This is a genomic window from Luteimonas sp. TWI382 (genome assembly GCF_039674545.1).
Classification (GTDB): Bacteria; Pseudomonadota; Gammaproteobacteria; order Xanthomonadales; family Xanthomonadaceae; genus Luteimonas.
Genome location: NZ_JBDJNS010000001.1, coordinates 198874 through 224845, shown reverse-complemented (window position 1 = coordinate 224845; position 25972 = coordinate 198874). Strand labels below are relative to the sequence as shown.

Annotated in this window: 21 protein-coding genes, 1 pseudogene and 1 riboswitch; of the genes and pseudogenes, 19 read left to right on the top strand and 3 right to left on the bottom strand. The window is 70.0% G+C overall.

All coding sequences use genetic code 11. From position 1 onward, the window contains the following. Positions 1-37: 37 nt before the first annotated feature. Complete coding sequence (locus ABE505_RS01065) at positions 38-634, bottom strand: DUF4136 domain-containing protein (protein WP_346442704.1); 597 nt, start codon at positions 632-634, stop codon at positions 38-40. A gap of 125 nt (positions 635-759) precedes the next feature. Beyond that, positions 760-2637, bottom strand: coding sequence for a phosphomethylpyrimidine synthase ThiC (gene thiC / locus ABE505_RS01060; protein WP_346442702.1), 1878 nt, complete (start codon positions 2635-2637; stop codon positions 760-762). Positions 2638-2766: 129 nt separating this feature from the next. Next, a riboswitch (TPP riboswitch) is annotated at positions 2767-2862 on the bottom strand. Positions 2863-3029: 167 nt separating this feature from the next. On the opposite strand from thiC, the gene ABE505_RS01055 reads away from it, so the two are divergent. The 5 genes and pseudogenes from ABE505_RS01055 to ABE505_RS01035 all read left to right on the top strand — a co-directional run bounded on the left by ABE505_RS01055 (position 3030) and on the right by ABE505_RS01035 (position 8972). Further along, complete coding sequence (locus ABE505_RS01055) at positions 3030-3182, top strand: hypothetical protein (RefSeq protein ID WP_346442701.1); 153 nt, start codon at positions 3030-3032, stop codon at positions 3180-3182. Positions 3183-3269: 87 nt separating this feature from the next. Beyond that, positions 3270-5756: pseudogene (gene thrA, locus ABE505_RS01050) on the top strand (bifunctional aspartate kinase/homoserine dehydrogenase I); the annotation flags it as partial. Between the two features lie 137 nt (positions 5757-5893). Next, a complete protein-coding gene (locus tag ABE505_RS01045; protein ID WP_346442699.1) occupies positions 5894-6937 on the top strand; it encodes a homoserine kinase in 1044 nt (347 codons plus the stop codon). A gap of 10 nt (positions 6938-6947) precedes the next feature. Continuing rightward, entirely contained in the window at positions 6948-8258 is a 1311-nt protein-coding gene (gene thrC, locus ABE505_RS01040; RefSeq protein ID WP_346442697.1) for a threonine synthase, read from the top strand. A gap of 375 nt (positions 8259-8633) precedes the next feature. Then, a complete protein-coding gene (locus ABE505_RS01035; RefSeq protein WP_346442695.1) occupies positions 8634-8972 on the top strand; it encodes a DUF6616 family protein in 339 nt (112 codons plus the stop codon). 112 nt (positions 8973-9084) lie between these two features. Here the strand turns inward: ABE505_RS01035 and ABE505_RS01030 are convergent, their stop codons facing one another. Then, positions 9085-9453 (bottom strand): BON domain-containing protein, encoded by a 369-nt coding sequence (locus tag ABE505_RS01030; protein WP_346442693.1) that lies wholly within the window; start codon positions 9451-9453, stop codon positions 9085-9087. Between the two features lie 114 nt (positions 9454-9567). On the opposite strand from ABE505_RS01030, the gene ABE505_RS01025 reads away from it, so the two are divergent. From ABE505_RS01025 to ABE505_RS00960, 14 genes are all read left to right on the top strand, one after another. Continuing rightward, a complete protein-coding gene (locus tag ABE505_RS01025; protein WP_346442691.1) occupies positions 9568-10656 on the top strand; it encodes a DNA topoisomerase IB in 1089 nt (362 codons plus the stop codon). Between the two features lie 71 nt (positions 10657-10727). Next, positions 10728-10874, top strand: coding sequence for a hypothetical protein (locus tag ABE505_RS01020; protein ID WP_346442689.1), 147 nt, complete (start codon positions 10728-10730; stop codon positions 10872-10874). A gap of 319 nt (positions 10875-11193) precedes the next feature. Continuing rightward, the gene (ilvC, locus tag ABE505_RS01015) at positions 11194-12186 is read left to right on the top strand and encodes a ketol-acid reductoisomerase (protein WP_346442687.1); all 993 of its coding nucleotides are present in this window, start codon (positions 11194-11196) and stop codon (positions 12184-12186) included. Next, positions 12186-13961, top strand: a complete 1776-nt coding sequence (ilvG, locus tag ABE505_RS01010; RefSeq protein ID WP_346442685.1) for an acetolactate synthase 2 catalytic subunit — start codon at positions 12186-12188, stop codon at positions 13959-13961. Before ilvC ends, ilvG begins: the two co-directional genes overlap by 1 nt. Beyond that, positions 13945-14181: an ACT domain-containing protein gene (locus ABE505_RS01005; protein WP_346442683.1), complete on the top strand. Its 237-nt coding sequence runs from the start codon at positions 13945-13947 to the stop codon at positions 14179-14181. Before ilvG ends, ABE505_RS01005 begins: the two co-directional genes overlap by 17 nt. Beyond that, positions 14172-15098: an aminotransferase class IV gene (locus ABE505_RS01000; protein ID WP_346442681.1), complete on the top strand. Its 927-nt coding sequence runs from the start codon at positions 14172-14174 to the stop codon at positions 15096-15098. The genes ABE505_RS01005 and ABE505_RS01000 overlap by 10 nt, the downstream gene beginning before the upstream one ends. Positions 15099-15100: 2 nt before the next feature. Beyond that, positions 15101-16258, top strand: a complete 1158-nt coding sequence (locus tag ABE505_RS00995; RefSeq protein WP_346442679.1) for a threonine dehydratase — start codon at positions 15101-15103, stop codon at positions 16256-16258. Next, positions 16255-17814, top strand: coding sequence for a 2-isopropylmalate synthase (locus tag ABE505_RS00990; RefSeq protein WP_346442677.1), 1560 nt, complete (start codon positions 16255-16257; stop codon positions 17812-17814). Before ABE505_RS00995 ends, ABE505_RS00990 begins: the two co-directional genes overlap by 4 nt. Before the next feature lie 22 nt (positions 17815-17836). After that, complete coding sequence (leuC, locus tag ABE505_RS00985; RefSeq protein ID WP_346442675.1) at positions 17837-19264, top strand: 3-isopropylmalate dehydratase large subunit; 1428 nt, start codon at positions 17837-17839, stop codon at positions 19262-19264. Between the two features lie 47 nt (positions 19265-19311). After that, complete coding sequence (gene leuD, locus ABE505_RS00980; protein ID WP_346442673.1) at positions 19312-19893, top strand: 3-isopropylmalate dehydratase small subunit; 582 nt, start codon at positions 19312-19314, stop codon at positions 19891-19893. Continuing rightward, positions 19883-20962 (top strand): 3-isopropylmalate dehydrogenase, encoded by a 1080-nt coding sequence (gene leuB / locus ABE505_RS00975; RefSeq protein WP_346442671.1) that lies wholly within the window; start codon positions 19883-19885, stop codon positions 20960-20962. Before leuD ends, leuB begins: the two co-directional genes overlap by 11 nt. Further along, the gene (gdhA, locus tag ABE505_RS00970) at positions 20959-22317 is read left to right on the top strand and encodes an NADP-specific glutamate dehydrogenase (protein ID WP_346442670.1); all 1359 of its coding nucleotides are present in this window, start codon (positions 20959-20961) and stop codon (positions 22315-22317) included. The genes leuB and gdhA overlap by 4 nt, the downstream gene beginning before the upstream one ends. Before the next feature lie 49 nt (positions 22318-22366). Then, positions 22367-24205: a dihydroxy-acid dehydratase gene (ilvD, locus tag ABE505_RS00965; protein WP_346442668.1), complete on the top strand. Its 1839-nt coding sequence runs from the start codon at positions 22367-22369 to the stop codon at positions 24203-24205. Between the two features lie 281 nt (positions 24206-24486). Then, positions 24487-25767: a hypothetical protein gene (locus ABE505_RS00960; RefSeq protein ID WP_346442666.1), complete on the top strand. Its 1281-nt coding sequence runs from the start codon at positions 24487-24489 to the stop codon at positions 25765-25767. Positions 25768-25972: the final 205 nt, after the last annotated feature.

The following is a 25972-nucleotide window of genomic DNA, read 5'->3' as shown; positions in this document are numbered from 1 at the left end:
GCCATCGGCCCGCTTCTTCGTTTCCCGCGTTGAGCGATTACAGCGCTTGGCTGCGCACGCCGGCCTGGTGCGGATAGCTGGCGAAGATCTCGGCGATCGTCGACCGGATCCGCTGCTCGCGCTGTTCGGGCTTGAGATTGGCGACGCGTCCGACCGCGATGCCCTCCCACACCAACCGCTTCTGCCGCGCATCCACCAGATCCACGTTCATCGTGCCCTCGGTGTAGCGGTAGACGCTGGTGCGCTCGTTCCAGTACGGCACCGCGAAGTAGCCGCGGTGGCGATAGCTGTAGTAGTAGGCGTAGTCGACCGTCGGATAGCTGGTGACATCGGTCCGACGTTCCATGTAGGCGTTGATGTTCACCCACAGGTCCGGGTCGGCCTCGCTGTAGCGGTAGCCGCGGCGCTCCATCTCGGCGCGCACGGCGGCCTTGGTGACCTCGCTGGTCTGGGTTTCGTAGCCGTCCTTCTCGATCGCCAGCGGCGTGTAGAACGACCAGGTGCGATAGGCCGAAAAGTCCGCCCTGGGATCGGCTTCGGTGGTGATGCGGGGCCCGGTCGCGCAACCGGCGAGCAGCGCGAGGCCGCACAGGGCCACCAGCCAGGCGGCCACGCGGGACGTGGAAGTCTTCATCTTGGGGTCTCCCTATTGACGGATGGATCTTGGCGCGCCGCCACGATACCGGCCCTGAACATACGCGGCGCGCCGTCGAGCGGACGCGACGGCCGGACGAATGGTCCATCCGGCCGCCACCGCGGTCACTCGGGCAGGTAGACCTCGGCGCCCTGTGCCCGGAACTGGGCAGACTTCTCCGCCATGCCCGCAGCCAGTGCCTGCTCGGCCTCCACGCCATGCTCGGCCGCGTACTCGCGCACGTCCTGGGTGATCTTCATCGAGCAGAAGTGCGGCCCGCACATCGAGCAGAAGTGCGCGGCCTTGTGGGCGTCCTTGGGCAGGGTCTCGTCGTGGAAGGCCTCCGCCTTCTCCGGGTCGAGCCCCAGGTGGAACTGGTCCTGCCAGCGGAACTCGAACCGGGCCTTGCTCAGCGCGTTGTCGCGCACCTGCGCGCCCGGATGCCCCTTGGCGAGATCGGCGGCATGCGCGGCGATCTTGTAGGCCATGATCCCGTCGCGCACGTCCTCGCGATTGGGCAGACCCAGGTGCTCCTTTGGCGTGACGTAGCACAGCATCGCGGTGCCGTACCAACCGATCATCGCCGCACCGATCGCGCTGGTGATGTGGTCATAGCCCGGTGCGATATCGGTGGTCAACGGGCCGAGTGTGTAGAACGGCGCCTCGCCGCACTCGCGCAGTTGCTTGTCCATGTTCTCCTTGATCAGCTGCATCGGCACATGGCCGGGCCCTTCGATCATGGTCTGCACGTCGTGCTTCCAGGCGATCTTGGTCAGCTCGCCCAGCGTCTCCAGCTCACCGAACTGCGCTGCGTCGTTGGCGTCGGCGATGCAGCCCGGGCGCAGGCCGTCGCCGAGCGAGAACGCCACGTCGTAGGCCTTCATGATCTCGCAGATGTCTTCGAAATGTTCGTACAGAAAGCTCTCGCGATGGTGCGCCAGGCACCACTTGGCCATGATCGAACCGCCGCGCGAGACGATGCCGGTCACGCGCTTGGCGGTCAGCGGCACGTAGCGCAGCAGTACGCCGGCGTGAATGGTGAAGTAGTCCACGCCCTGCTCGGCCTGCTCGATCAGCGTGTCGCGGAAGATCTCCCAGGTCAGCGCCTCGGCGCGGCCGTCCACCTTCTCCAACGCCTGGTAGATCGGCACCGTGCCGATCGGCACCGGCGAATTGCGCACGATCCATTCGCGGGTCTCGTGGATGTGCTTGCCGGTCGACAGGTCCATGACCGTGTCGCCGCCCCAACGGATCGCCCAGACCAGCTTCTCCACTTCCTCGGCGATGCCCGACGACACCGCGCTGTTGCCGATGTTGGCGTTGATCTTGGTCAGGAAATTGCGGCCGATGATCATCGGCTCGCTTTCGGGATGGTTGATGTTGCAAGGCAGGATCGCGCGACCACGCGCGATCTCGTCGCGCACGAACTCCGGAGTGATCGAAGGCGGAATGCTCGCACCGAAGGCCTGACCGGGATGCTGGCTGCGCAGCAGCGCATCGCGCACCAGTTCCAGACGCTGGTTCTCGCGGATCGCGACGTACTCCATCTCGGGGGTGACGATGCCGCGGCGCGCGTAGTGCATCTGGGTCACGTTGGCGCCGGCTTTGGCCGCACGCGGTTGCACGCGCGACGGGAAGCGCACGCCGGCCAGCCGCGGATCGTGTTCGCGCGCCCGCCCGAAGCTCGACGACAGGCCCGGCAGGACCTCGGTGTCGTCGCGCTCTGCGATCCAGGCCGCGCGCAGCGGTGCCAGGCCCGCAGCCAGGTCGATCTTCACGTCCGGGTCGGTGTAGGGGCCCGATGGGTCGTAGACAGTGACCGGCGGATTGTCCTGCCCGCCGAACAGCGTCGGCGTGCGGGTCAGCGCGATCTCGCGCATCGCCACGCGCAGGTCCGGGCGCGAGCCCTGGACATGGATCTTGCGCGACCCGGGGATGGGCCGGGTGACCGAATCGGAGAGTTGCTGGGCCTGCTGCAACAAGCTGACGGGCTGGGCGTTCATGGCATTCGTCCTGTTGGATGCCGCATCGTGGGATGCGGGCGTCGCCAGCGAGGGATTCGCAAGGCGGGACGAAGCGGCGGCGCGCCCGGACCGCGTGCCGCTGGCACGCATGCGCGCGCCATCGGTCCGGGGGCCGGCTGCGAAGCTTCCCTACGCCGGTATCAACCGGATCAGGTTCGAAGGGACTGTCTCAACCGACTGACGTCGGTACCCCCGCTTCGGGGCCGATTAGACCATGCGGGGCGCGAACACCCAAGCCGAGACCGGCGCCACCGGCGTCCCGACGCCGTTGTGCGCGGATCAGTCGACGTAGGATCTCCCGGCACCCCGCGGCGCAGGCCTGTACGAAAAACCGGTTGACAACGCGCGCGGCGGCGTGGTGTGCTGCGGACATGATGCATCGCACCAACGTCTCCCGCCTGTCGACGACCGCCATCCGTGCGGTGGTGCGTGGGCGCGCGGCGGCGGCGATCATCACGACGATCGTCGGCATTACCGGCACCGGTATCACCGGGACCGGGATGTGGACGCGCGCCGCCAGTTGACCTGACCGCCCGCTCCGCATCCCTCCCGGGATGCGGACGCCACGTCCCGCCCGATCGTGATGCGGAGCCCCTTTCCAGGAGCTCCCCATGTCGTCCGCCGTCGCGCTTCGCGCCCAGTCCGTCCCCACCGCCGACGATGCGTCGCCGGCGCTCGCCTGCCATGTCCACAAGTTCGGCGGCACCAGCCTGGCCGATGCCGCGTGCATCGCGGCGCTGGCCCGCCTGGTGCAGGCCGACGCGCGGGTGCGGCCGGTGATCGTGTCGGCGATGTCGGGCACCACCAATGCCTTGATCGCGCTCGCCGACGCCGCCCTCGCACTCGATGACTGGAAGCCGGCGTGGGACGCGCTGCGCCAGCGCCACGTCGCGGCCGCCGACGCGTTCGAACACGAGGCCGACGGCCCGCTGCACGCCGCGCTCGAGGACGAGTTCGCCGCCCTCGCCCACGACCTGCAGAGTCTGCACACCGACGCCGCCGATCGCGACGCGCGGCTGGCGCGTATCCACGGCTGCGGCGAGCAGTTGTCGTCACGACTGGCCCAGGCCGCGCTCGGTCCGGGCTGGCAGCGCCTGGACGCACGCGACGTGCTGGTGGTCCGGCACGGCGAGATGGGCGCGGTCGTCGACTGGGACGCAAGTCGCGCCCGTCTGGCGAGCTGGCGCCTGGCCCACGCCGCGCGCGATGTGGTGATCACCGGCTTCGTCGCCCGCGACGGCGACGGTCGCGACACCACGCTCGGGCGCAACGGCAGCGACTACTCGGCAGCGATCTTCGCCAACCTGTTCGACGCCCAAGCCCTGACCATCTGGACCGATGTCGACGGCGTGCTCTCGGCCGATCCGCGCCTGGTGCCCGATGCGGTCTGTTTGCCGGCGATGTCCTATGCCGAGGCCTGCGAACTCGCCTACTTCGGTGCAAGCGTGCTGCACCCCCAGACCCTGGCGCCGGTACAGGCCCGGGGCATTCCAGTGCGCATCCGCAACAGCCGCAATCCGTCTGCGCCGGGCACGACGATCGCACCGGCGGCCGCGGCAGCGGCCTCGCCCGTCAAGGGCCTGAGCCTGGTGCGTGATGTGGCCGTGCTCGAACTGGTCGGCAATGGTCTGGTCGGCGTGCCCGGCACCGCCGAGCGCATGTTCGCGGCCCTGCATGCGGCCGGCGTATCGGTGACGATGATCTCGCAAGGCTCGTCGGAGCATTCGATCTGCTGCGTCGTGCAGGCCGGCCAGGTCGAGCGCGGCCGCGCCGCGATCGTCGCCGCGTTCGCCGACGCAATCGCCCAGGGCCAGGCCCAGGGGGTGACCGTGACCAGCGACCTGTGCGTACTGGCGGCGGTCGGCGACGGCATGGTCGGGACCCAGGGCGTCGCCGCGCGGCTGTTCGCCGGCCTCGCCCAGGCCCACGTCAACATCCGCGCCATTGCGCAGGGCGCGGGCGAGCGCAACATCTCGGTCGCGATCGCCCAGACCGACGCCACCCGCGCATTGCGCGCCGCGCATGCGGCCTTCTGGCTGTCGCCGCAGACGGTCTCGGTTGGCGTGATCGGGCCAGGCAACGTCGGCCGTGCACTGCTGGCGCAACTGGCCGACGTGGGACCGGCGCTGCGCGAGCGCGCAGGCGTGGACCTGCGGCTGCGCGCGATCGCCAGCAGCCGGCGGATGCATCTCGACGACGCGCCGCTCGATCCCGCCCATGCCGCCGCGACGCTCGATACCACCGCGCCGGCCTGCGACCTGAACGCGTTCGCCGCGCACGTGCGCGCCAGTCATCTGCCGCATGCCTTGATCGTCGACTGCAGCGCCAGCGATGCCGTCGCGGCGAAGTATCCCGAGTGGCTGGCCGCCGGCATCCACGTCGTCACCCCGAACAAGCACGCCGGCAGCGGCGCGTGGGCACGCTATGCGGCGATCCGCGGGGCCCAGCGCGCCGGGGGCGGCCGCTTCCTGTACGAGGCCACCGTGGGCGCCGGCCTGCCAGTGATCCAGACCCTGCGCGGCCTGCTCGATACCGGCGACACGCTGCACGGCATCGACGGCATGCTCTCGGGCACGCTGGCCTGGCTGTTCAATCGCTACGACGGCAGTCGCCCGTTCTCCGAATTGGTACGCGAGGCCCGGGCGCTGGGCTACACCGAGCCCGACCCGCGCGACGACCTGTCGGGCCTGGACGTCGCGCGCAAACTGGTGATTCTGGCGCGCGAAGCCGGCCGGACGCTGTCCCTCGAGGACGTCGCGGTCGAAAGCCTGGTGCCCGAGACCTTGCGCGACGTGCCATTGGAGGCGTTTCTCGACCGCCTGCATGAGCTCGACGCGCCGATGCAAAGCAGGCTCGATGCCGCCCGCGCCAACGGCCATGCGCTGCGTCACCTGGCACGCCTGCAAGGCGACGGCCGGGCCAGTGTCGGCGTGGTCGCGCTACCGGCCGAGCACTCGTGCTGCCACACCCGGCTGACCGACAACCTCGTGCAGTTCCGCACCGCCCGCTACGCGGACAACCCGCTGGTCGTCCAGGGGCCAGGGGCCGGCCCGGAAGTGACCGCCGCGGGCGTATTCGCCGATGTGCTGACGATCGCCCATGCGCTCGGCAAGCAGGCCGGCCTGCCGTTCCTGCGGCATGATGGATGCAACGCGCAGGCCATCGAATCGGCGGCCTGCGGATGACGGCGCAGGCACGAAAGCCGACCCGGCCGCCCCTGGTCGATACGATGTCGATGTCACGATCCAACGCCGCCGACCGGGCGGCAGCAGGAGGCTCCACCATGCCCGAACATCCCTGGGTCGCGGCGTTTGCGCCGGCGAGCGTCGGCAACATCGGCGTCGGCTTCGACCTGCTCGGCCACGCGATCGACGGGCCGCGGGACATCGCCCGGGTACGTCGCATCGCCGCGCCGACCGTCGTCATCGAGGCGATCGACGGCGACGTTGCGGGCATCGACGCGATCCCGCTCGATCCGACGCGCAATACCGCCGGCCTTGCGTTGCAGTCGTTGCGCGAGGCGCTGTCGCTGCCGTACGGCTTCGCACTGCGTTTGGAGAAAGGCATCCCGCTGGGATCGGGGCTCGGCGGCTCGGCCGCCTCGTGCGTCGCGGCACTGGTGGCCGCGAATGCGCTGCTCGACGCCCCCCTGCCGCGCGATGCGCTGTACCCGTTCGCGCTGGACGGCGAAGCGATCTCCAGCGGCAGCCGGCACGGCGACAACGTCGCGCCGATGCTGCTGGGCGGGGTGACCCTGGCCACCGCCGACCGTGCGATCGCACTCGACGTCCCAGCGACGCTGCACGCGGTCGTCGTGCATCCCGACCAGGTGCTGGAAACGCGCCGGTCGCGTGCGGTGCTCGCCGCCCCCTATCCATTGCACGACATCGTTGCCCATGGCGTGCACCTGGCGCTGTTTCTGACCGGCCTGCAACGCGGTGACCTCGATCTGGTGCGTGCCGGACTGCACGACGTGCTGGTCGAGCCGCGCCGCGCCGGATTGATTCCCGGGTTCGCGCAGGTCAAGTCGGCCGCACTCGACCACGCCGCGCTCGGCGCCAGCATCTCGGGCGGTGGACCGAGCGTCTTCGCCTGGTTCGCCTCGCGCACCGAGGCCGAGGCCGCTGCACCAGCCATGCGCCAGGCGTTCGCCGACGCCGGTTTCGACGCCCGCACCTATGTCGGTCCAGTGGCTGGCCCACGGGCCGCGCTGCTCGACCCGGGCCCGGTATCGCGGCCGCTTGGCGCGCGCGCCGCGCATCTACCCTTCTCCCAGTGACGAGCGCACCATGCATTTCCTGAGCACCCGCGGTGGCGTGCCGCCGACACCGATCGACGATGCCCTCGTGGCGGGTCTCGCGCCCGACGGTGGCCTGTATGTGCCCGCGTCGATTCCTGTCCTCGACCTGGAGGTGCCGCGCGCCACGCTCGCCGAGACCGCGGCCGCGACCCTGGCCCCCTGGTTCTCGGGATCCCGGCTCGAGGCACAGCTACCGGCACTGTGCGACAAGGCGTTCGCCTTCGAGGCGCCGTTGCGCCCGCTGCGCGGCGCCGGTGACCATGTGCTCGAGCTGTTCCACGGCCCGACCGCCGCGTTCAAGGATTACGCCGCGCGTTTCCTGGCCGGTGCGCTGGGCGCATTGCGCTCGCCCACCGCGCCCGACACCACGATCGTGGTCGCCACCTCGGGCGATACCGGGGCCGCGGTGGCCGCGGCCTTCCACAGGCGGCCGGGCTTCCGTGTCGCCATCCTCTATCCCGAAGGCCGGGTATCTCCGCGTCAGGCGCACGGCCTGGCATGCTGGGGGGACAACGTACGCGCGTTCCGCGTCGACGGCAGCTTCGACGACTGCCAGCGCCTCGCCAAGCACGCGCTGTCGGATGCCGCGCTGCGGGCGCGCGTGCCGCTGGGTTCGGCCAACAGCATCAGTCTGGGCCGTCTGCTGCCGCAGTCGGCGTACTACGTGCATGCCGCGGCCGCACATCACGCCCGGCATGGAGAGCCGCTGAACCTCATCGTGCCCACCGGCAACCTCGGCAATGCCTGCGCTGCGGTGCTCGCGCGCGCGATGGGCGCGCCCCTGGGCGAGATCCGCCTGGTCTGCAATGCCAACGACACGCTGCCACGCTTCTTCGCCGGTGCCGACTACGCCGCGCAGCCCACGCGGGCCACGCTCGCCAATGCGATGGACGTCGGTGCGCCGAGCAACTTCGAGCGGCTGCGCCACTGGCATGTCGACGACGCCACGCTGCGCGCCGGTTTCGCCGCAGACAGCGTGGACGATGCCACGATCCGCCGGATCATCGCAGCGGCACCGGCGGGGCACGGCATCGTGTCCTGTCCGCATACCGCGACGGCGCTGGCCGTGCTCGAACGACTGCGCGAAGCCGGCGATACACGCGGCTGGGCGGTCGTTGCGACCGCACACCCGGCGAAGTTCGAAACCATCGTCGAGCCGTTGATCGGACACGACGTGCCGCTACCGCCCGCGCTCGCCGACTGCCTGGCACACCCCGCGCGCGACACTCCGCTGCCGGCCGATGCGGACGCACTCGCCGAAACGCTCGAACGCTGGCACCGGACTGCCGACATGGGCTGACCGACGCTCGTTCGGGCGGCGTGCGCCCGAGCAAGCGTCCCAGGCCCGACACACCGGGCGCTGGCCCCCATGCCCAGGTGGGTCGTGCGAAGACGCGGGCGGCAGCGACGCCGCTGACGCATCGCCTTGTCCAGCCAGACCGGCTGGACGTTGTGCACAATGTCGATATAATTAGCCGCCATACCATACGGCGACTAACCCGATACCGATCCGACCCTTCGCCTCAAGCGTACGGATGAGCATGCGGCGAAGACGACGACGGAGCGACCGGATCGCCCCATGGCGCGTGCGCAGTTGCTGCGACCACACGCAATCCATACACGCCGGCATCTCCGCCACTCCTGCCATACAACCTGAAACGAAGACCCCAAGCCCATGGCTCACTACCTCGTCGAACTCTATAGCGCGAACGCCGCATGGCGCGCGTTGCCCACCGCCAACCGCGAACGCTTCCTGGCCGGCGTCCACGCTGGAATGGGCGGACTGTCCAGTCTCGGCATTGAGGTCCTGGCGCTGGGCGAAGCGGACGCCGACATCGATCATGCGAGCGGCCACCGTTACTTGGGGGTGTGGCGATTTCCCAACACGACGGCCCGGGATGTCCTACTGGCCGGTATTCGCGATAGCGGTTGGTACGACTACTTTGACCATGTGAACGCGGCCTGCGACGCGGGCGGACTTGCAGACCATCTGGCCGTGCTTGCGACCGCGTAAGCGCGAGGCGCCTGTGCCGATGACCGAGCACCGGTGCCGTGTGGTGTCCCGGCGCCCAATGAAAAAGGCCCCCGCCGGATGGCAGGGGCCTTCGATAATGCAATGCTGTCGATCAGGGCCGCGAGGTGCGGGTGCCCGTGGCAACCTTCAGCTGCTTGGCGTCCACACTTTTCACGCCTTCGATGCCACGTGCGATCGCAGTCGCGCGATCGATCTGCGCCTGCGACTCGACGTCGCCCGACAGACTGACGATGCCGTTGCTGGTCTCGACGCTGATATCCAGACCGGACACATCGCTCGACGCCAGCAGATCGGCCTTGACCTTGGTGGTGATCCAGGTATCGGACATCGGCTGATGCGAATCGGTCTGCGCGGCAGTGGTGTGATCCTTGCGGTCGTGATCCTGCGCGAGCGCCGAACCGGTGAATGCAACCGCACCTGCAAGCGCGCCAGCCATCAGGGTCTTGTGCAGAGTCTTCATTGGGCGTCCTCCGAATCTTATGGTGTGCCGCGAGTCTGCGCAGCCTCCCCGTGCCGGGGGGGTGAAGGCGACACGTTCACGGCGCGCAGCGCGCCCCGTTGTTATCAGCCGCTCATGAATCGTCATCTCCCCCCTGCCGCGCCTGTCACGCAGGCGAGTCTCGAAGCGGCCCGGGCCGCCGGCCTGCGCTGGGTCTGCGATCGCGATCCCGGCCTGTGCCGCCGCCGCGCCGGCAAAGGATTCAGCTATCGCGATCCCGGCGGCGCAGCGGTGCGGGACCGCGAGGTGCTCGCCCGGATCCGGCAACTGGCCATCCCGCCTGCCTACACCGACGTGTGGATCTGCCAATATGCCAACGGCCATCTGCAAGCCACCGGGCGCGATGCACGTGGGCGCAAGCAGTATCGCTACCATCCCGACTGGTCGACCACGCGCGGCCTGGGCAAGTTCGACCGGATCGTCGCGTTCGGCGACGCACTGCCACGCCTGCGCCGTGCGCTGCAACGCGACCTGGCGCGCCCGGGCATGCCACGCGAGAAGGTATTGGCGATCGTCGTGTCGCTGTTGTCGCAGACCTTGATCCGGGTCGGCAACGACACCTACGCCCGCAGCAATGGATCGTTCGGCCTGACCACGCTGCGCAACCGGCACTTCGAGCGGGCCAAGGCCGGCGGCGCGCGATTGCGCTTCCGCGGCAAGAGTGGTCAGGCGCACGACATCGCGATCGACGACGCCCGGCTGTGCCGGCTGGTGCGCCGCTGCCAGCAATTGCCGGGGCAGGCGCTGTTCCAGTACATGGACGACGAGGGCGAGTGCCGCGGTGTGGATTCGGGCATGGTCAACGACTACCTGCGCGAGGCCATGGGCGAGTCGTTCACCGCCAAGGATTTCCGCACCTGGGGCGGCACCGCACTGGCGTTCCGTCAGTTCGCCGCGCGGCCCCTGCCCACCGGACGCAATGGCGGCCCGCCGAGCGAGCGGGCGCTGGCGCTGCAGGAGAAGCAGGTCATCGCCGATGTCGCCGCGACGCTGGGCAACACGGTGTCGGTGTGCCGCAAGGCCTACATCGATCCGGTGCTCTACACCGCGTGGCGCGACGGCCGCCTGCAGCGCGCAGCCGCCAACGCGCGCGGTCCGCGGCAGTGGGAACAGGCAACGCTCGGCCTGCTGCGCCGCGCCCATCGCGCGGCGCGCAAGCGCTGATCTGCCGGGTCAATGAATTGGTTGTCGACGCAACTGTTGACAGCCCGTCCCGGGCATGGTTTTCTCGACCCATGACGCAGCGCAGCACCCGCATGCAGCTCCCCGCCCGCACCGCCACCGGTGACGGCCGGACCGTCATGTTCGCCGCGACCACCGCGCTTCTTATTGCCGTACTTCTTATTACCGTCCAGTCAGGCGCGGGAACGGGGTTCGTGTAAGAAAAAGCGAAACCCAAGGTCGAAAGAACCGAACCCCGCGCCGACAAGCGCGGGGTTTTTTGTTGCCCATTGCCTAGCACCAGAGCGAACCGATGCCCGACACGATGCCCGTCTTCACCCCCGCCCGCAGCGCCGCCCAAGGCGCTCGCGGCGCGGCGCGGGCGTGTCGGACACCTGCACGCACGGGCGCTGCGATGGCGACGACGCATGCGACGGCCGGATGGAACAGGGCGATGCCCTCGACCTCCGGCCGTCGTCGTATCCGGGCGTCGATCCCGACGCCCCCCTCCTCCTTTTCCTCCAGCGGACACGATCGCCCATGAGCAATGCACACCCCTCCATCGCCATCGTCGGCTACGGCAGCCAAGGTCGCGCGCACGCGCTGAACCTGCGCGACTCGGGCTTCGACGTCGTTGTCGGCCTGCGTCCCGGCGGGCCGACCGAACAGAAGGCCAAGGCCGACGGCTTCACCGTCAAGGCGCCCGCCGACGCCGTGCGCGAGGCCGACCTGGTCGCCGTGCTGACGCCGGACATGGTGCAAAAGCAGCTTTATGCCGAGGTGCTGGCGCCGCATATGAAGCAGGGCGCGACGCTGCTGTTCGCGCACGGCCTGAACGTGCATTACGGCATGATCGCCCCGCGCGAGGACCTGGACGTGGTCCTGGTCGCGCCCAAGGGGCCCGGCGCCCTGGTGCGCCGCGAATACGAGATCGGCCGCGGCGTGCCGTGCATCTACGCCGTGCACCAGGATCGCAGTGGTCATGCCCGCGATACCGCGCTGGCCTATGCCGCGGGCCTGGGCGGGGCGCGCGCCAACGTGATCGAGACCACGTTCAAGGAAGAGACCGAGACCGACCTGTTCGGCGAGCAGGCGGTGCTGTGCGGCGGTGCGTCGTCGCTGGTGCAGGCCGGCTTCGAGACGCTGGTCGAAGCCGGCTACCAGCCCGAGATCGCCTATTACGAGGTGCTGCACGAACTCAAGCTGATTGTCGATCTGTTCTACGAGGGCGGCATCACCCGCATGCTCGAGTTCATCTCCGAGACCGCGCAGTACGGCGACTACGTCAGCGGTCCGCGCGTGATCGACGCCGGCGTCAAGGCGCGCATGAAGGACGTGCTGGCCGACATCCAGGACGGCACATTCGCCAAGAACTGGGTTGCCGAGTACGAGGCCGGGCTGCCGAACTACAAGCGCTACAAGCAGGCCGATTTCGACCACCCGATCGAGCAGGTCGGCCGCCAGTTGCGCGCGAAGATGACCTGGCTGGGCGAGCAGGCCGACGCTCCTTCACAGCGTACGGAAGTCGCGTGATGAATGGCGCCCGCTGGCTGGTGCAGGCGCTGGAGGCCGAAGGAGTCGAGACGATCTTCGGCTATCCGGGCGGCGCGATCATGCCATTCTACGACGCGCTGCATGGCGCGTCGCTGAAGCACGTCCTGGTCCGCCACGAACAGGGCGCGGCATTCGCCGCGAACGGCTTCGCGCGGGCCAGCGGGCGCGTCGGCGTCTGTGTAGCGACCTCCGGCCCGGGCGCCTCGAACCTGGTCACCGGCATCGCCGATGCGATGCTCGATTCAGTGCCGATGGTGATCATCACCGGCCAGGTCGCCACGCCGCTGATGGGCACCGACGCGTTCCAGGAGCTGGACGTGTTCGGCATGACGTTGCCGATCGTCAAGCACAGCTTCCTGGTGCGCAGCGTCGACGAGCTGCCGCATGCCGTCACCGAGGCGTTCCGGATCGCCCGCTCCGGGCGTCCCGGGCCGGTGCTGATCGACATGCCCAAGGATGTGCAGATCGGCGACGCCGCCCATCTGGGAGCGCACGTGCCCTCGCGCGCCGACACCATGCCGCCCTGCGCCGACCACGCGCTGCACGAGGCGGCGGCGCTGCTGGCGCAAGCGCAGCGTCCGGTCGTCTACGGCGGCGGCGGCATCGTGCTGGGTGATGCACTGGAGGCATTCCGCGAGTTCGCCGACCTGACCGCGATCCCGACCGTGCTGACGCTGCGTGGTCTCGGCGCACTGCCGCCATCGCACCCTGCCAACCTGGGCATGCTCGGCATGCACGGCACGCGCGCCGCGAACCTGGCGGTGCAGGAGGCCGACCTGCTGCTGGTCGTGGGCGCCCGCTTCGACGACCGTGCCACCGGCAAGCTGGCCGAGTTCGCCCCGCACGCGCGGATCGTGCACCTGGACGGCGACGGGTGTGAGATCGGCAAGCTGCGGCAGACCGATGTCGCGGTCTGCGGCGATGTCGCCGCCAGCCTGTCGCGGCTGGCCGCGCCATGCGCGGCGCACACACACGGGCGCTTTGCCGCGGCGCGTGCGCAATGGCGCACGCTGTGCGCGGAGCGACGCGAACGCTTCGCTGCCCGCTACGACGCCCCGGGCGACAAGGTCTATGCCCCCGCGCTGCTCAAGCGCCTGAGCGAACTGGCGCCTGACGCCGTGGTGGCCTGCGACGTCGGCCAGCACCAGATGTGGGTCGCCCAGCACTGGCGCTTCGACCATCCGCGCAAGCACCTGACCAGTGGCGCGCTGGGCGCGATGGGCTTCGGCCTGCCGGCCGCGATCGGCGCCCAGCTCCAGGACCCGAGGCGCCGCGTGGTCTGCGTCAGCGGCGACGGTTCGTTTCTGATGAACGTGCAGGAGCTGGCGACGCTCAAGCGCTACCAGGTGCCGGTGAAGATCGTGCTGCTCGACAACCAGGCGCTGGGCATGGTGCGGCAATGGCAAGAGCTGTTCTTCAATCGTCGCTACTCGGAGATCGACCTGTCCGACAACCCCGACTTCGCCCAGGTCGCCCGCGCGTTCGGCATCCAGGCGCTGTCGGTCGACCGCAGCGACGACGTCGAAACGGCATTGCAGGCCCTGCTCGATGCGCCGGGCCCGGCGCTGCTGCATGTCGCCATCGACACCGCCGCCAACGTCTGGCCGCTGGTGCCGCCCAACCACAACAACGCGCAGATGCTCGACCACGCCGATGCCGACATCGAGGACGATGCCGCGACAGCCGGCGCCTCCGCCTTGACCGACCCCACTGCCCCCGCGCCCGAGGAATGCCGCCATGCGTTACCAGTTTGAGATGACCCTGCGCCGCGCCGAAGGTGCGCTGGTGCGTGTGTTGGGTACCACCGAGCGCCGCGGCTTCCGACCGCTGACCTTCGAAGGCGCCGCCGGCGAGGACGACGACCGCTGGTGCCTGCGCATGACCGTCGAGGGCGACCGCGCCGCGAGCGCACTGCAAGGCCAGCTGGCCAAGCTCTACGACTGCCTGTCGGTGGAGGTGCAGCCATGTCGTTGAACGTCGCCGCCGATGCCGCGGTCGCGGTCGCACCGATCGCCGAGGCCGCACGCGCGCCCAGCGACCGGGTCTGGTTCGACGGCGCGCTGCACGCTGTCGATGCGCTGCAGGCGGGCCTGACCACACACGCGATGCATTACGGCAGCGGCGTGTTCGAGGGCATCCGCGCCTATGCCACCGACGACGGCGCCGCTGTGTTCCGGCTGCCCGAGCACTTGGCGCGGATGCGCGAGGGGGCGGCGCTGCTGGGCATGACGTTCGATCCCGCACTCGCGACCGAGGCGGTGCTGGCGACGCTGCGCGCCAACCGCCATCGCGACGCCTACATCCGACCGCTGGCCTGGTTCGGCGAAGGCGGCTTCGGGCTCGATGTCGAGGGCCATGCCGAGCATTTGATGGTCGCCACCACGGCCACGCGCGTGCACCTGGCCGGCACCCGCGCACGGCTGGGCATCAGCAGCTGGCGGCGCAATCCCGCCGATTCGCTGCCGCCGCTCAAGCTGTGCGGCGCCTACGTCAACTCGATCCTGGCCAAACGGCAGAGCAAGTCGCGCGGCTTCGACGAAGCGCTGTTCACCGATGCCGACGGCTTCGTGGTCGAGTGCACCGGCGCCAACGTGTTCCTGGTCAAGGACGGCCGCCTGACCGCGGTTGCCCACCGCGACGCATTGCCCGGGATCACCCGCGACACGCTGATCGCGCTGACCGGCGCGTCCTCGCGCGCGGTCACCGTCGCCGAACTGCTGGATGCCGACGAGGTGTTCGCCTGCGGTACCGCCGCCGAGGTGGCGCCGGTGCAGGCGATCGAGGACCGGAGCTATGGCGACAATCCGGTCACCCGCGAACTGGCCGATCTCTACGCCCGCGTGGTGCGCGGCCAGGCCGAGGCCGGCCGCGGCTGGCTGACGGCGGTTTGAGCATGCCCGACCCCGATGTACGCCGCGTGCCGCGCGCCACCGCCAGCGATGTGCTGGCGGCGCAGGCGCGGCTGCGCCGCCATCTCGACGTCACGCCGATCCACTATGCCGAGCGCTTCGGCTGCTGGCTGAAGCTGGAGAATCTGCAGCGCACCGGTTCGTACAAAGTGCGCGGCGCCCTCAACGCGCTGCTGGCTGCACGCGAGCGCGGCGACGACCGCACGGTCATCGCCGCCTCGGCCGGCAACCACGCCCAGGGCATGGCCTGGGCCGCTTACCGGCTCGGCGTTCCGGCGATCACGGTGATGCCGCGCAACGCGCCGCAGACCAAGATCGCCGGCGTCGCGCACTGGGGCGCCACAGTGCGCCTGCACGGCGACACCTACGACGAGGCCAAGGCGTTCGCAGGCGAACTGGCGGCGCAGAACGGCTTCCGGCTGCTGTCGGCCTTCGACGATATCGACGTGATCGCCGGCCAGGGCACTGTGGGCCTGGAGATCGCCGCGGCCCTGGTGCCGGACGTGGTCATCGTGCCAATCGGCGGCGGCGGGCTCGCGGCCGGCGTGGCCCTCGCACTCAAGAGTCAGGGGGTGCGCATCGTCGGTGCCCAGGTCGAGGGCGTGGACGCGATGGCACGCGTGCTGCGCGGCGATGACGCCCCGTTCTCGCCGGTCGCCACGCTGGCCGACGGCGTGCGCGTGGCCGACCCCGGCCAGCTGACCCGGGCATTGTTGGCCGACCTGCTCGACGATGTGGTCATCGTCCGCGAGGCGGAACTGCGCGAGACGCTGGTGCGTCTGGCGCTGGAGGAACACGTGATCGCCGAGGGCGCGGGCGCACTGGCATTGGCGGCCGGCCGTCGCGTCGCCGGGCGCCGCAAGGTCGCGGTGGTCTCGGGCGGCAACCTCGACGCCGGGGTGCTGGCGCGCCTGCTGTCGGAGGTCCGCCCGCGGCCACCGCGCAAGCCGAGGCGTCGCCAGCGCATCGTCGACGCGACCGCGACCACCGCGGCGCCGCCGGCACCGGCCGCCACGCCACGGCGGCGCAACGACCTGGGCACCACGGCGCCGGCCGGAGGCGGCGAACCGCGACTTCGACGCGCGATCAAAGCGCCGCCCGACCGCACGCCCCACCGTATTGCCGAGGAACTTCCCGCATGACCGCTTCCGACACCATCCGAATTTTCGACACCACCCTGCGCGACGGCGAGCAATCGCCGGGCTGCAGCATGTCGCCGCAACAGAAAGTCGTGATGGCCCGCGCACTCGCCGAGCTGGGCGTGGACATCATCGAGACCGGCTTTCCCGCCAGTTCGGAATCCGACCGCGAGGCCGCACGGCTGATCGCACGCGAAGTCCGCACGCCGACGCTGGCGGTGCTCTCGCGCTGCCTGCCCGCCGACATCGAAGCCTCGGCGCGTGCGCTCGAGGGCACCGCCCGTCCGCGGATCCACGTCTTCATCTCCACCAGCCCGCTGCACCGAGAGCACAAGCTGCGCATGAGCCGGCAACAGGTGCTGGACATGGCCGCCACCAGCGTCGCGCATGCCCGACGGCTGGTCGACGACGTCGAGTTCTCGACCGAGGACGGCACCCGTACCGAGGACGATTTCCTGGCCGAGGTCATCGCCGCGGCGATCGCCAGCGGCGCCGGCACGATCAACGTTCCGGACACCCTGGGCTATGCGACACCCGAGGAAAGCCGCGCGCTGTTCCAGCGGTTGATCGCCAACGTCCCCGGCGCACGTGACGTGATCTTCAGCGCGCACTGCCACAACGACCTGGGCCTGGCGGTCGCCAACTCGCTGGCCGCGATCGAGGGCGGCGCGCGCCAGGTCGAGTGCACGATCAACGGCATCGGCGAGCGCGCTGGCAATGCAGCGCTGGAAGAGATGGTCATGGCGCTGAAAGTCCGCAACGCGTTCTACGACATCGGCACCGGCATCGATACCCGCCGTCTGGTCCCGACCTCGCAACTGCTGCGCCGCCTGACCGGGATGAGCATCCAGCGCAACAAGGCGATCGTCGGCGAGAACGCGTTCGCGCACGAATCGGGCATCCACCAGCACGGCATGCTGCGCCACCGCGGCACCTACGAGATCATGAACCCCTCGGACGTCGGCTGGCCCGATTCCAAGCTGGTGCTGGGCCGGCACAGCGGCCGCGCCGCGGTCGGCCACCGGCTGCGCGCGCTGGGCTACACGGTCGAGGATGCGCAGCTCGATCAGGTGTTCGCTGCGTTCAAGGCGCTGTGCGAGCGCCAGCGCGTGGTCGAGGACGACGACCTGGAGGCGTTGATGCACGGCGACGTGCATGGCCAGGGCTGGCGCCTGGCGTCGATGACGATCAGCGATCGCGGCCAGCGCGCGAGCGCGGTGATCGAACTGTCCGACCCGGACGGCAACAAGGTCGGCGAAAGCGCACTGGGCGATGGGCCGGTGGACGCCCTGTTCGCCGCGCTGGCGACGGCGACCGGCGTGGACCTGTCGCTGGAAAGCTATCAGGTGCACAGTGTCGGCACCGGCCGCGACGCCCGGGGCGAGGCCAGCGTCAGCGTGCGCCACGGCGACGCCATCTTCGATGGCAGCGGCACCAGCCGCGACATCATCGAGGCCAGCGCGCTGGCCTGGCTGGACGTGGCCAACCGCATTCTTCGCGGCCGCGTCGCGACCGCCACAGCCGGGGCCGCTGCAAAGCCCCACGCCGCCCATGCCTGACCGCCACTGTCCAGAGCCAGCAATGACCGCCAGTTCGCCCAAAACCCTGTTCGACAAGCTGTGGGACGCGCACGTCGTGATCCCCGAGACCGACGCCGCGCCCGCGGTGCTGTACATCGACCTGCATCTGATCCACGAGGTCACCTCGCCGCAGGCCTTCACCGAGCTGCGCGCGCGCGGCCTGTCGCCGCGCCGGCCCGACCGCACCAAGGCGACCATGGATCACTCCACGCCGACGCTGCCGGCAGGACCCGACGGCCGCCTGCCCTACGCCAACGCGGCCGCCGAGAAACAGGTCGAGACGCTCGCCGCCAACTGCGCGCAGTTCGGCATCGAGCTGTTCGACATGGCTTCCGACCAGCGCGGCATCGTGCACGTGATCGCGCCCGAACAGGGCTTCACCCAGCCCGGCATGACCATCGTCTGCGGCGACAGCCACACCTCGACCCACGGCGCGTTCGGCGCGCTCGCCTTCGGTATCGGCACCAGCGAGGTCGGCAACGTGCTGGCGACGCAGTGCCTGCTGCAGCGGCGGCCAAAGACGATGGCGATCACCGTCGAGGGCCAACTCGCCCCCGGCGTCGGCGCCAAGGACGTGACCCTGCACGCGATCGGCGTAATCGGGGTCAACGGCGGCACCGGTCACGTCATCGAGTACCGCGGTTCGACCATCGCGGCCATGGACATGGAACAGCGGATGACGCTGTGCAATATGTCGATCGAGGCCGGCGCGCGCGCCGGCATGGTCGCGCCCGACGACACCACGTTCGACTGGATCGCCCGCACGCCGCGCGGCCCCAAGGGCGCGGACTTCGATGCCGCGGTCGCGCACTGGCGCACGTTGCGCAGCGATCCGGGCGCCGAGTTCGATGTCGAAGTGCGCATCGACGCGGCCGACATCCGCCCGACGCTGACCTGGGGGACCCACCCCGGCACCGCGATCGGCGTCGACGTGCCCGTGCCCGAGGCGAGCGATGCCGCCGAGCGCAAGGGGCAGGACTACATGCGCGTCGCCGCCGGCCGCTCGCTGGCCGGCATGCCGGTCGACGTGGTGTTCGTGGGCTCGTGCACCAACGGGCGGCTGCGCGACATGCGCGAGGTCGCTCAGGTGCTGCAGGGTCGCCGCGTCGCGGCCGGCGTGCGCATGCTTGTGGTGCCCGGTTCGGAGATCGTCAAGCGCGAGGCCGAAGCCGAAGGCATCGATGCGGTCGTGCGCGCGGCCGGCGCCGAGTGGCGCGAGCCCGGCTGCTCGATGTGCATCGCGATGAACGGCGACCTGGTCGCGCCCGGACAACTGGCGGTGAGCACCAGCAACCGCAATTTCGAAGGCCGCCAGGGGCCCGGCGCGCGTACGTTGCTGGCCTCGCCGACCACCGCCGCCTGGGCCGCCGTGCGGGGTGTTGTCGCCGATCCGCGCGAGCTGTTCGACGACCGTCGGGCGGTGGCCTGATGCACGCGCCCCGGTCCCCTTCCGCCCCCTTGCCTGAACAAACACCGATGCCCGACAGTTCCCGGATCGTCTCGGCCAGCGTCGTGCTGGCCCAGACCAACATCGACACCGACCAGATCATTCCCGCGCGCTTCCTGTCGACGACAGAGCGCCAGGGGCTGGGACGGCACGCCTTCAACGACTGGCGCTGGCGCGAGGACGGCACGCCCAATCCCGATTTCGCGTTCAACCAGCCGCACAACGCCGGCCGCGAGATCCTGCTGGCCGGGCGCAACTTCGGCTGCGGCTCCTCGCGCGAACATGCGCCGTGGGCGCTGCGCGACCTGGGCTTGCGCGTGGTCGTGAGCAGCGAGATCGCCGACATCTTCCGCAACAACGCGCTCAAGAACGGCCTGCTGGCGGTCGTGCTGCCCGAGACGGTCGTCCAGGACCTGATGTCGCGACCCGACGACGTGCTGACCGTCGACATCGACGCCTGCGAGCTGCGGACACCGGCTGGCGCCGTCCATCGTTTCCCGCTCGACGCGTTCGCGCGCACCTGTCTGCTCGAGGGTGTCGACGAGATGGGCTACCTGCTGGCACGCAGCGCCGAGATCCGATCCTACGAGGAGCGCCACCATGCACGCTGACATCGTCGTACTGCCGGGCGACGGCATCGGCCCTGAAGTGACCGCCGCCGCGGTCGAGGTGCTGGAGGCGGTCGCGCAGCGTTTCGGCCACCGCTTCACGCTGCACGAGCATCTGATCGGCGGCGCCGCGATCGACGCCACCGGCCAGCCGTTGCCCGAGGCCACGCTGGCCGCCGCGCGCGATGCCGATGCGGTGCTGCTGGGCGCGGTCGGCGGGCCCAAGTGGTCGGCGCCCGATGCGCCGGTGCGCCCGGAACAGGGTCTGCTGGCAATCCGAAAAGCGCTGGGCCTGTACGCGAACCTGCGCCCGGTGCGCCCGCATGCCGCGGCCGCCGGCGCCTCGCCGATCAAGTCGCATCTGCTGGCCGGCGTGGACCTGCTGGTGGTGCGCGAGCTCACCGGCGGCATCTACTTCGGCGACAAGACCCGCAGCGCGCAGGACGCCACCGACCTGTGCCGGTACTCGGTGGAAGAGGTCGAGCGCGTCGTGCGTCGCGCCTGCCTGCTCGCCCGCGGGCGCCGCGGGCACGTAACCTCGGTCGACAAAGCCAACGTGCTCGAGACCTCGCGGCTGTGGCGCGAAGTCGCCACGCGCGTGGTGTGCGACGAGTTCCCCGACATCACCCTCGAGCACCAGTTGGTCGATTCGATGGCGATGCATCTACTGGCCAAGCCGCGCGCGTACGATGTGATCGTGACCGAGAACATGTTCGGCGACATCCTGACCGACGAGGCCTCGATGCTCGCCGGCTCGCTCGGCCTGCTGCCATCGGCGTCGCTGGGCGAGGGGTGCGTGGGCATGTACGAGCCGATCCACGGCTCGGCGCCGGACATCGCCGGCCGCGGCATCGCCAACCCGGTCGGCACGATCCTCAGCGCCGCACTGCTGTTGCGCTACTCGCTGGGCCTGTCGCAGGAAGCGGCCTGCATCGAGCAAGCGGTGGACGCGGTGCTCGATGCCGGCGTGTTCACCGCCGACCTCGCCCCACACGACGCGGCCCGCTCGACCCGCGAGGCGACCGACGCGATCGTGCAGCAGCTGGCCTTGGCCAGCGAACAGGCTGCATGAGCGGCGCGGAGGTCGCACCCGCCGGGCTCGACGCGTTCCTGCGGACGGTCGCCGCGCGCGATCCGCACCAGCCCGAGTTTCTGCAGGCGGTGCGCGAGGTCATGGTCAGCCTGTGGCCGTTCCTGGACCGCCACCCGCACTACCGCGACCAGGCGCTGCTCGAGCGCCTGATCGAACCTGAGCGTGTGGTGCAGTTCCGGGTGCCGTGGGTCGACGACCGCGGCCGCGTGCAGGTCAACCGCGCCTGGCGCGTGCAGCACAGCGCGGCGATCGGCCCGTTCAAGGGCGGCATGCGCTTCCATCCGTCGGTGAACCTGTCGATCCTGAAGTTCCTGGCGTTCGAGCAGACCTTCAAGAACGCGCTCACGACATTGCCGATGGGCGGTGGCAAGGGCGGCTCGGACTTCGATCCCAAGGGGCGCAGCGACGGTGAGGTGATGCGCTTCTGCCAGGCGCTGATCGCCGAGCTCCATCGCCACCTGGGCCCCGACACTGATGTGCCGGCCGGTGACATCGGCGTGGGCGCGCGCGAGATCGGCTTCATGGCCGGCTATCTCAAGAAACTCGCCAACCACGCCGGTTGTGTGTTCACCGGCAAGGGCCTGGCCTACGGCGGCAGCCTGATGCGCCCGGAGGCCACCGGCTACGGCACGGTGTACTTCGTCGAACAGATGCTGCACCACGCACGCCGCGACACTGACGGCGCGCGCGTGCTGGTCTCGGGCGCCGGCAATGTCGCCCAATACGCCGCGCTCAAGGCCATCGAACTGGGCGGCCGCGTGCTGACCTTCTCCGACTCGGGCGGCACGCTGTACGCGAAAGCCGGCTTCGACAGCGAGGCGGTCGAAGCGCTCATGGCACTGAAGAACCAGCGTCGCGGCCGATTGGCCGAACTGGCCGACGACCCGCGTTTCGACTACCTCGAAGGCCGGCGTCCCTGGCACATCCCGGCGCAGATCGCCTTGCCTTGCGCCACCCAGAACGAACTCGACGAGGCCGATGCGCGCAGGCTGATCGACAACGGCGTGATCTGCGTCGCCGAAGGCGCGAACATGCCGTGCACGCTCGAAGCGGTGGATGCCTTCCAGGCCGCCGGCACGCTGTACGCACCGGGCAAGGCCAGCAACGCCGGCGGCGTCGCGACCTCGGGCCTGGAGATGAGCCAGAACGCACAGCGTCTGGCCTGGCACCACGCCGAGGTCGACGAGCGCCTGCACGCAATCATGAAGGACATCCACGCCCACTGCGTCCGCCACGGCAAGCGCGCCGACGGCCGCGTCGACTACGTCGCCGGGGCCAACATCGCCGGTTTCATCAAGGTCGCCGATGCGATGCTCGCCCAGGGCGTCACCTGACCGCCCTCTCCGCCGCCACCGCCGGTATCCCCCGACTGCAGCCACGCCCATGCCCGACTATCGCTCCCGCACCTCCACCTCCGGCCGCAACATGGCCGGCGCCCGCGCGCTGTGGCGCGCGACCGGCATGACCGACGGCGACTTCCACAAGCCGATCATCGCGATCGCCAACTCGTTCACCCAGTTCGTGCCCGGCCACGTGCATCTCAAGGACATGGGCCAGTTGGTCGCGCGCGAGATCGAACGCGTGGGCGGCGTCGCCAAGGAGTTCAACACCATCGCGGTCGACGACGGCATCGCGATGGGCCACGACGGCATGCTCTATTCGCTGCCGAGCCGCGAGCTGATCGCCGACGCGGTCGAGTACATGGTCAACGCGCACTGCGCCGATGCGCTGGTGTGCATCTCCAACTGCGACAAGATCACTCCGGGTATGTTGATGGCGGCATTGCGGCTGGACATCCCGGTGGTGTTCGTCTCGGGCGGGCCGATGGAAGCAGGCAAGACCAGGCTCGCCGACCACAAGCTCGACCTGGTCGATGCGATGGTGATGGCCGCCGACCCCGCCGCCAGCGACGAGCAAGTCGCCGCGGTCGAACGCAGTGCCTGCCCGACCTGCGGCTCGTGCTCGGGCATGTTCACCGCCAACTCGATGAACTGCCTGACCGAGGCACTGGGCCTGTCGCTGCCGGGCAACGGCACCCTGCTGGCCACCCACGCCGACCGCAAGCAGCTGTTCCTGCAAGCGGCGCGCACCGCCGTCGAGCTGTGCCACCGCTGGTACGGCGGCGAAGACCCGACCGCGCTGCCGCGCGGCATCGCCACGTTCGAGGCGTTCGAGAACGCGATGACGCTCGACATCGCGATGGGCGGCTCGACCAACACCATCCTGCACCTGTTGGCCGCCGCCCAGGAGGCCGAAGTCGACTTCACGATGGCTGACATCGATCGGCTCTCGCGTCGCGTGCCACAGCTGTGCAAGGTCGCGCCCAACGCGCCCGACTACCACGTCGAGGATGTCCATCGCGCCGGCGGCGTGCCGGCGATCCTGGCCGAACTCGCACGTGGCGGCCTGCTGCACACCGAGGTCGCCACCGTGCACGCCAGGACGCTTGGCGACGCGCTCGCGGCCTGGGATGTCGCCACCGTGCAGGACGAGATGGTGCACACGTTCTTCCGCGCCGGCCCGGCCGGCATTCCCACGCAGACCGCCTTCAGCCAGGCCACGCGCTGGCCCACGCTCGACCTCGACCGTGCCCAGGGCTGCATCCGCGACCTCGCGCACGCGTACTCGCAGGAAGGCGGCCTGGCCGTGCTCGCCGGCAACCTCGCCGCCGACGGCTGCGTGGTCAAGACCGCCGGTGTCGACGCGGCGATCCACGTCTTCGAAGGCCCGGCGCGCGTGTACGAAAGCCAGGACGCCGCAGTCGCCGGCATCCTCGGCGACGAAGTGCAGCCCGGCGAGGTCGTGGTGATCCGCTACGAGGGCCCCAAGGGCGGCCCCGGCATGCAGGAGATGCTGTATCCGACCAGCTACCTGAAATCCAAGGGCCTGGGCAAGCGTTGCGCGCTGCTGACCGACGGCCGATTCTCAGGCGGCACCTCCGGCCTGTCGATCGGCCACGTCTCGCCCGAAGCCGCCGCCGGTGGCACGATCGCCCTGGTGCGCGACGGCGACCGCATCCGCATCGACATTCCATCGCGCTCGATCGCGTTGCTGGTCGACGACAGCGAGCTTGCGGCGCGCCGCGATGCGCCGGCCGCACGTGGCTGGCGGCCGGCGACGCCGCGTGCGCGCCGCGTGAGCACAGCGCTCAAGGCGTACGCGCTGCTGGCAACCAGCGCCGACAAGGGGGCGGTGCGCGATCGGGCCTTGCTGGGCGACTGAGCCCACTGGCCGAGGCCGGATCCGCCCGGCGTTGCGCCCCGTCGGCATGGACAGGAGGCGGGTCGCCCGCAGGATGTGCGCCGCGCGCTGCAGGCCCGGACCGCCCCCGCGATCCCGGCACGCGAGGCCTACAAAGCGCCAAAAAAGTGCTCCATGAAAACATGCCGATTGTCCCGTGGACAAGTCAGGGCGTGCCCCGATAGGCAGCGCGCAGGACGCGACCTAGAGTCGGCCCCAAGACGCCGTCATGCGTCGACCCTCCCCGACTTTGAGGACCCGACATGTACGCACAGGCCTATCCTTCCGCAAACGCCCTTCCGGCCGGCCTGGCCAATCCGTATGCCCAGGCGGTGCAGTTCCCGCTTGGCACGCAGACTGCCGGCATGCCGCCCGAGTTGGCGCTCTACGCCCAGCCGCAGGCCTATGGCGGCATGCAGCCGGGACAGATCGACTACACCCAGTTGCGCAACCCGGTTACCTCCGACCGCACCATGACGATGTACACCATGGTGCCGCCGAACGAATCGACCGCGCGTCCGCCGGGCGACACGCGCAGCGCGGCGGAGATCCGCGAAGACAACCCCGTGCTGGCGAACCTGGGCAACCAGAGCAAGGTGCGCGACAACCTCAACGAGCTGGTCGGCGGCGACATGCACAACGATCCCGACCAGGCTTTCCGGGCCGCGGCGATCCTGACCCATATCAAGAGTCTCGGCCAGGCCGACGGCACCGCCCGCTCCGAGGAGGTGATGGGCAACGGCAAGATCGAAGGGTTCACCAAGGACGGCCATGCGCGCCACGGCACCGAGGCCGGCATGCTGCAGGACGTCAACAAGTACGGCCTCGGCCACCTGGAGCGCGCCAACGGCACGCTCGACAGCACCAACGACAAGCACGTGAAGGCCGACGGCACCAACCGCGACAACTGGGACGTGATCCGCGACGACTATCTGCGTCCCATGCTCAATCTCGGCGGCGCGGCCGCCAGCCTGATCCCGCACCCGGCTGCCCAGGCCTTCGCAGGCGGGGTCAACATCACCAACACCATGCTCGACCCGAACCTGTTCTCCAGCCCCGCCAATGCCATGAACGGCATCGCCAACGGCGTCTTGCCCAATCTGACGCCGTTGGCGGCGCCGTTCCGCACACCGGCTGCGGGCAACACGCCTGCGCCATCGCAGGGCGCGCCGAACGCCCAACCGGTGCCGACGCCCACCTCCACCACGCCGCCGGGCAGCCCGAGCACGACGCCACTCGCCTCGCCGCTGCCCTCGCCCTTCGTGTCGCCGGCGCCGACCCCGGTGCCCTCGCCGTTCGCAGCGCCGGCACCGACTCCGATGCCCTCGCCGTTCTCAGCGCCGGCACCGACCCCGATGCCGACGCCGCCGAGCACACCGCTGGTCACGCCGTACACGACCGCACCGTCGACGCCGGTGCCGGGCACGCCGGCCCCATTGCTCTCCTCGCATGGCCCGTCGCTGCCGACATCCACATCGCCAGACATCGTGGCACCGGTGCCGGTGCGCCCGCAGTCGGCGCCGGACTTCCTGCGCTACTACTAAGGCATCGTCGCATCGCGGCCGTCGCTGGGCGCGCGGGCAGCCGAATCCGGCATGCCTGCCCACGCTTGGCGGCGGCCGCGACGTCGTTCGGCAGTGCCGCCGCCAGCTGTGACGCGACCACGCGGCTGGGGATCGAGATAGACTGCCCGTGCCTCGCAGCATGCCGCGCGCAAGCATCAGCGCGCCCGACGCCGACGACGCATTG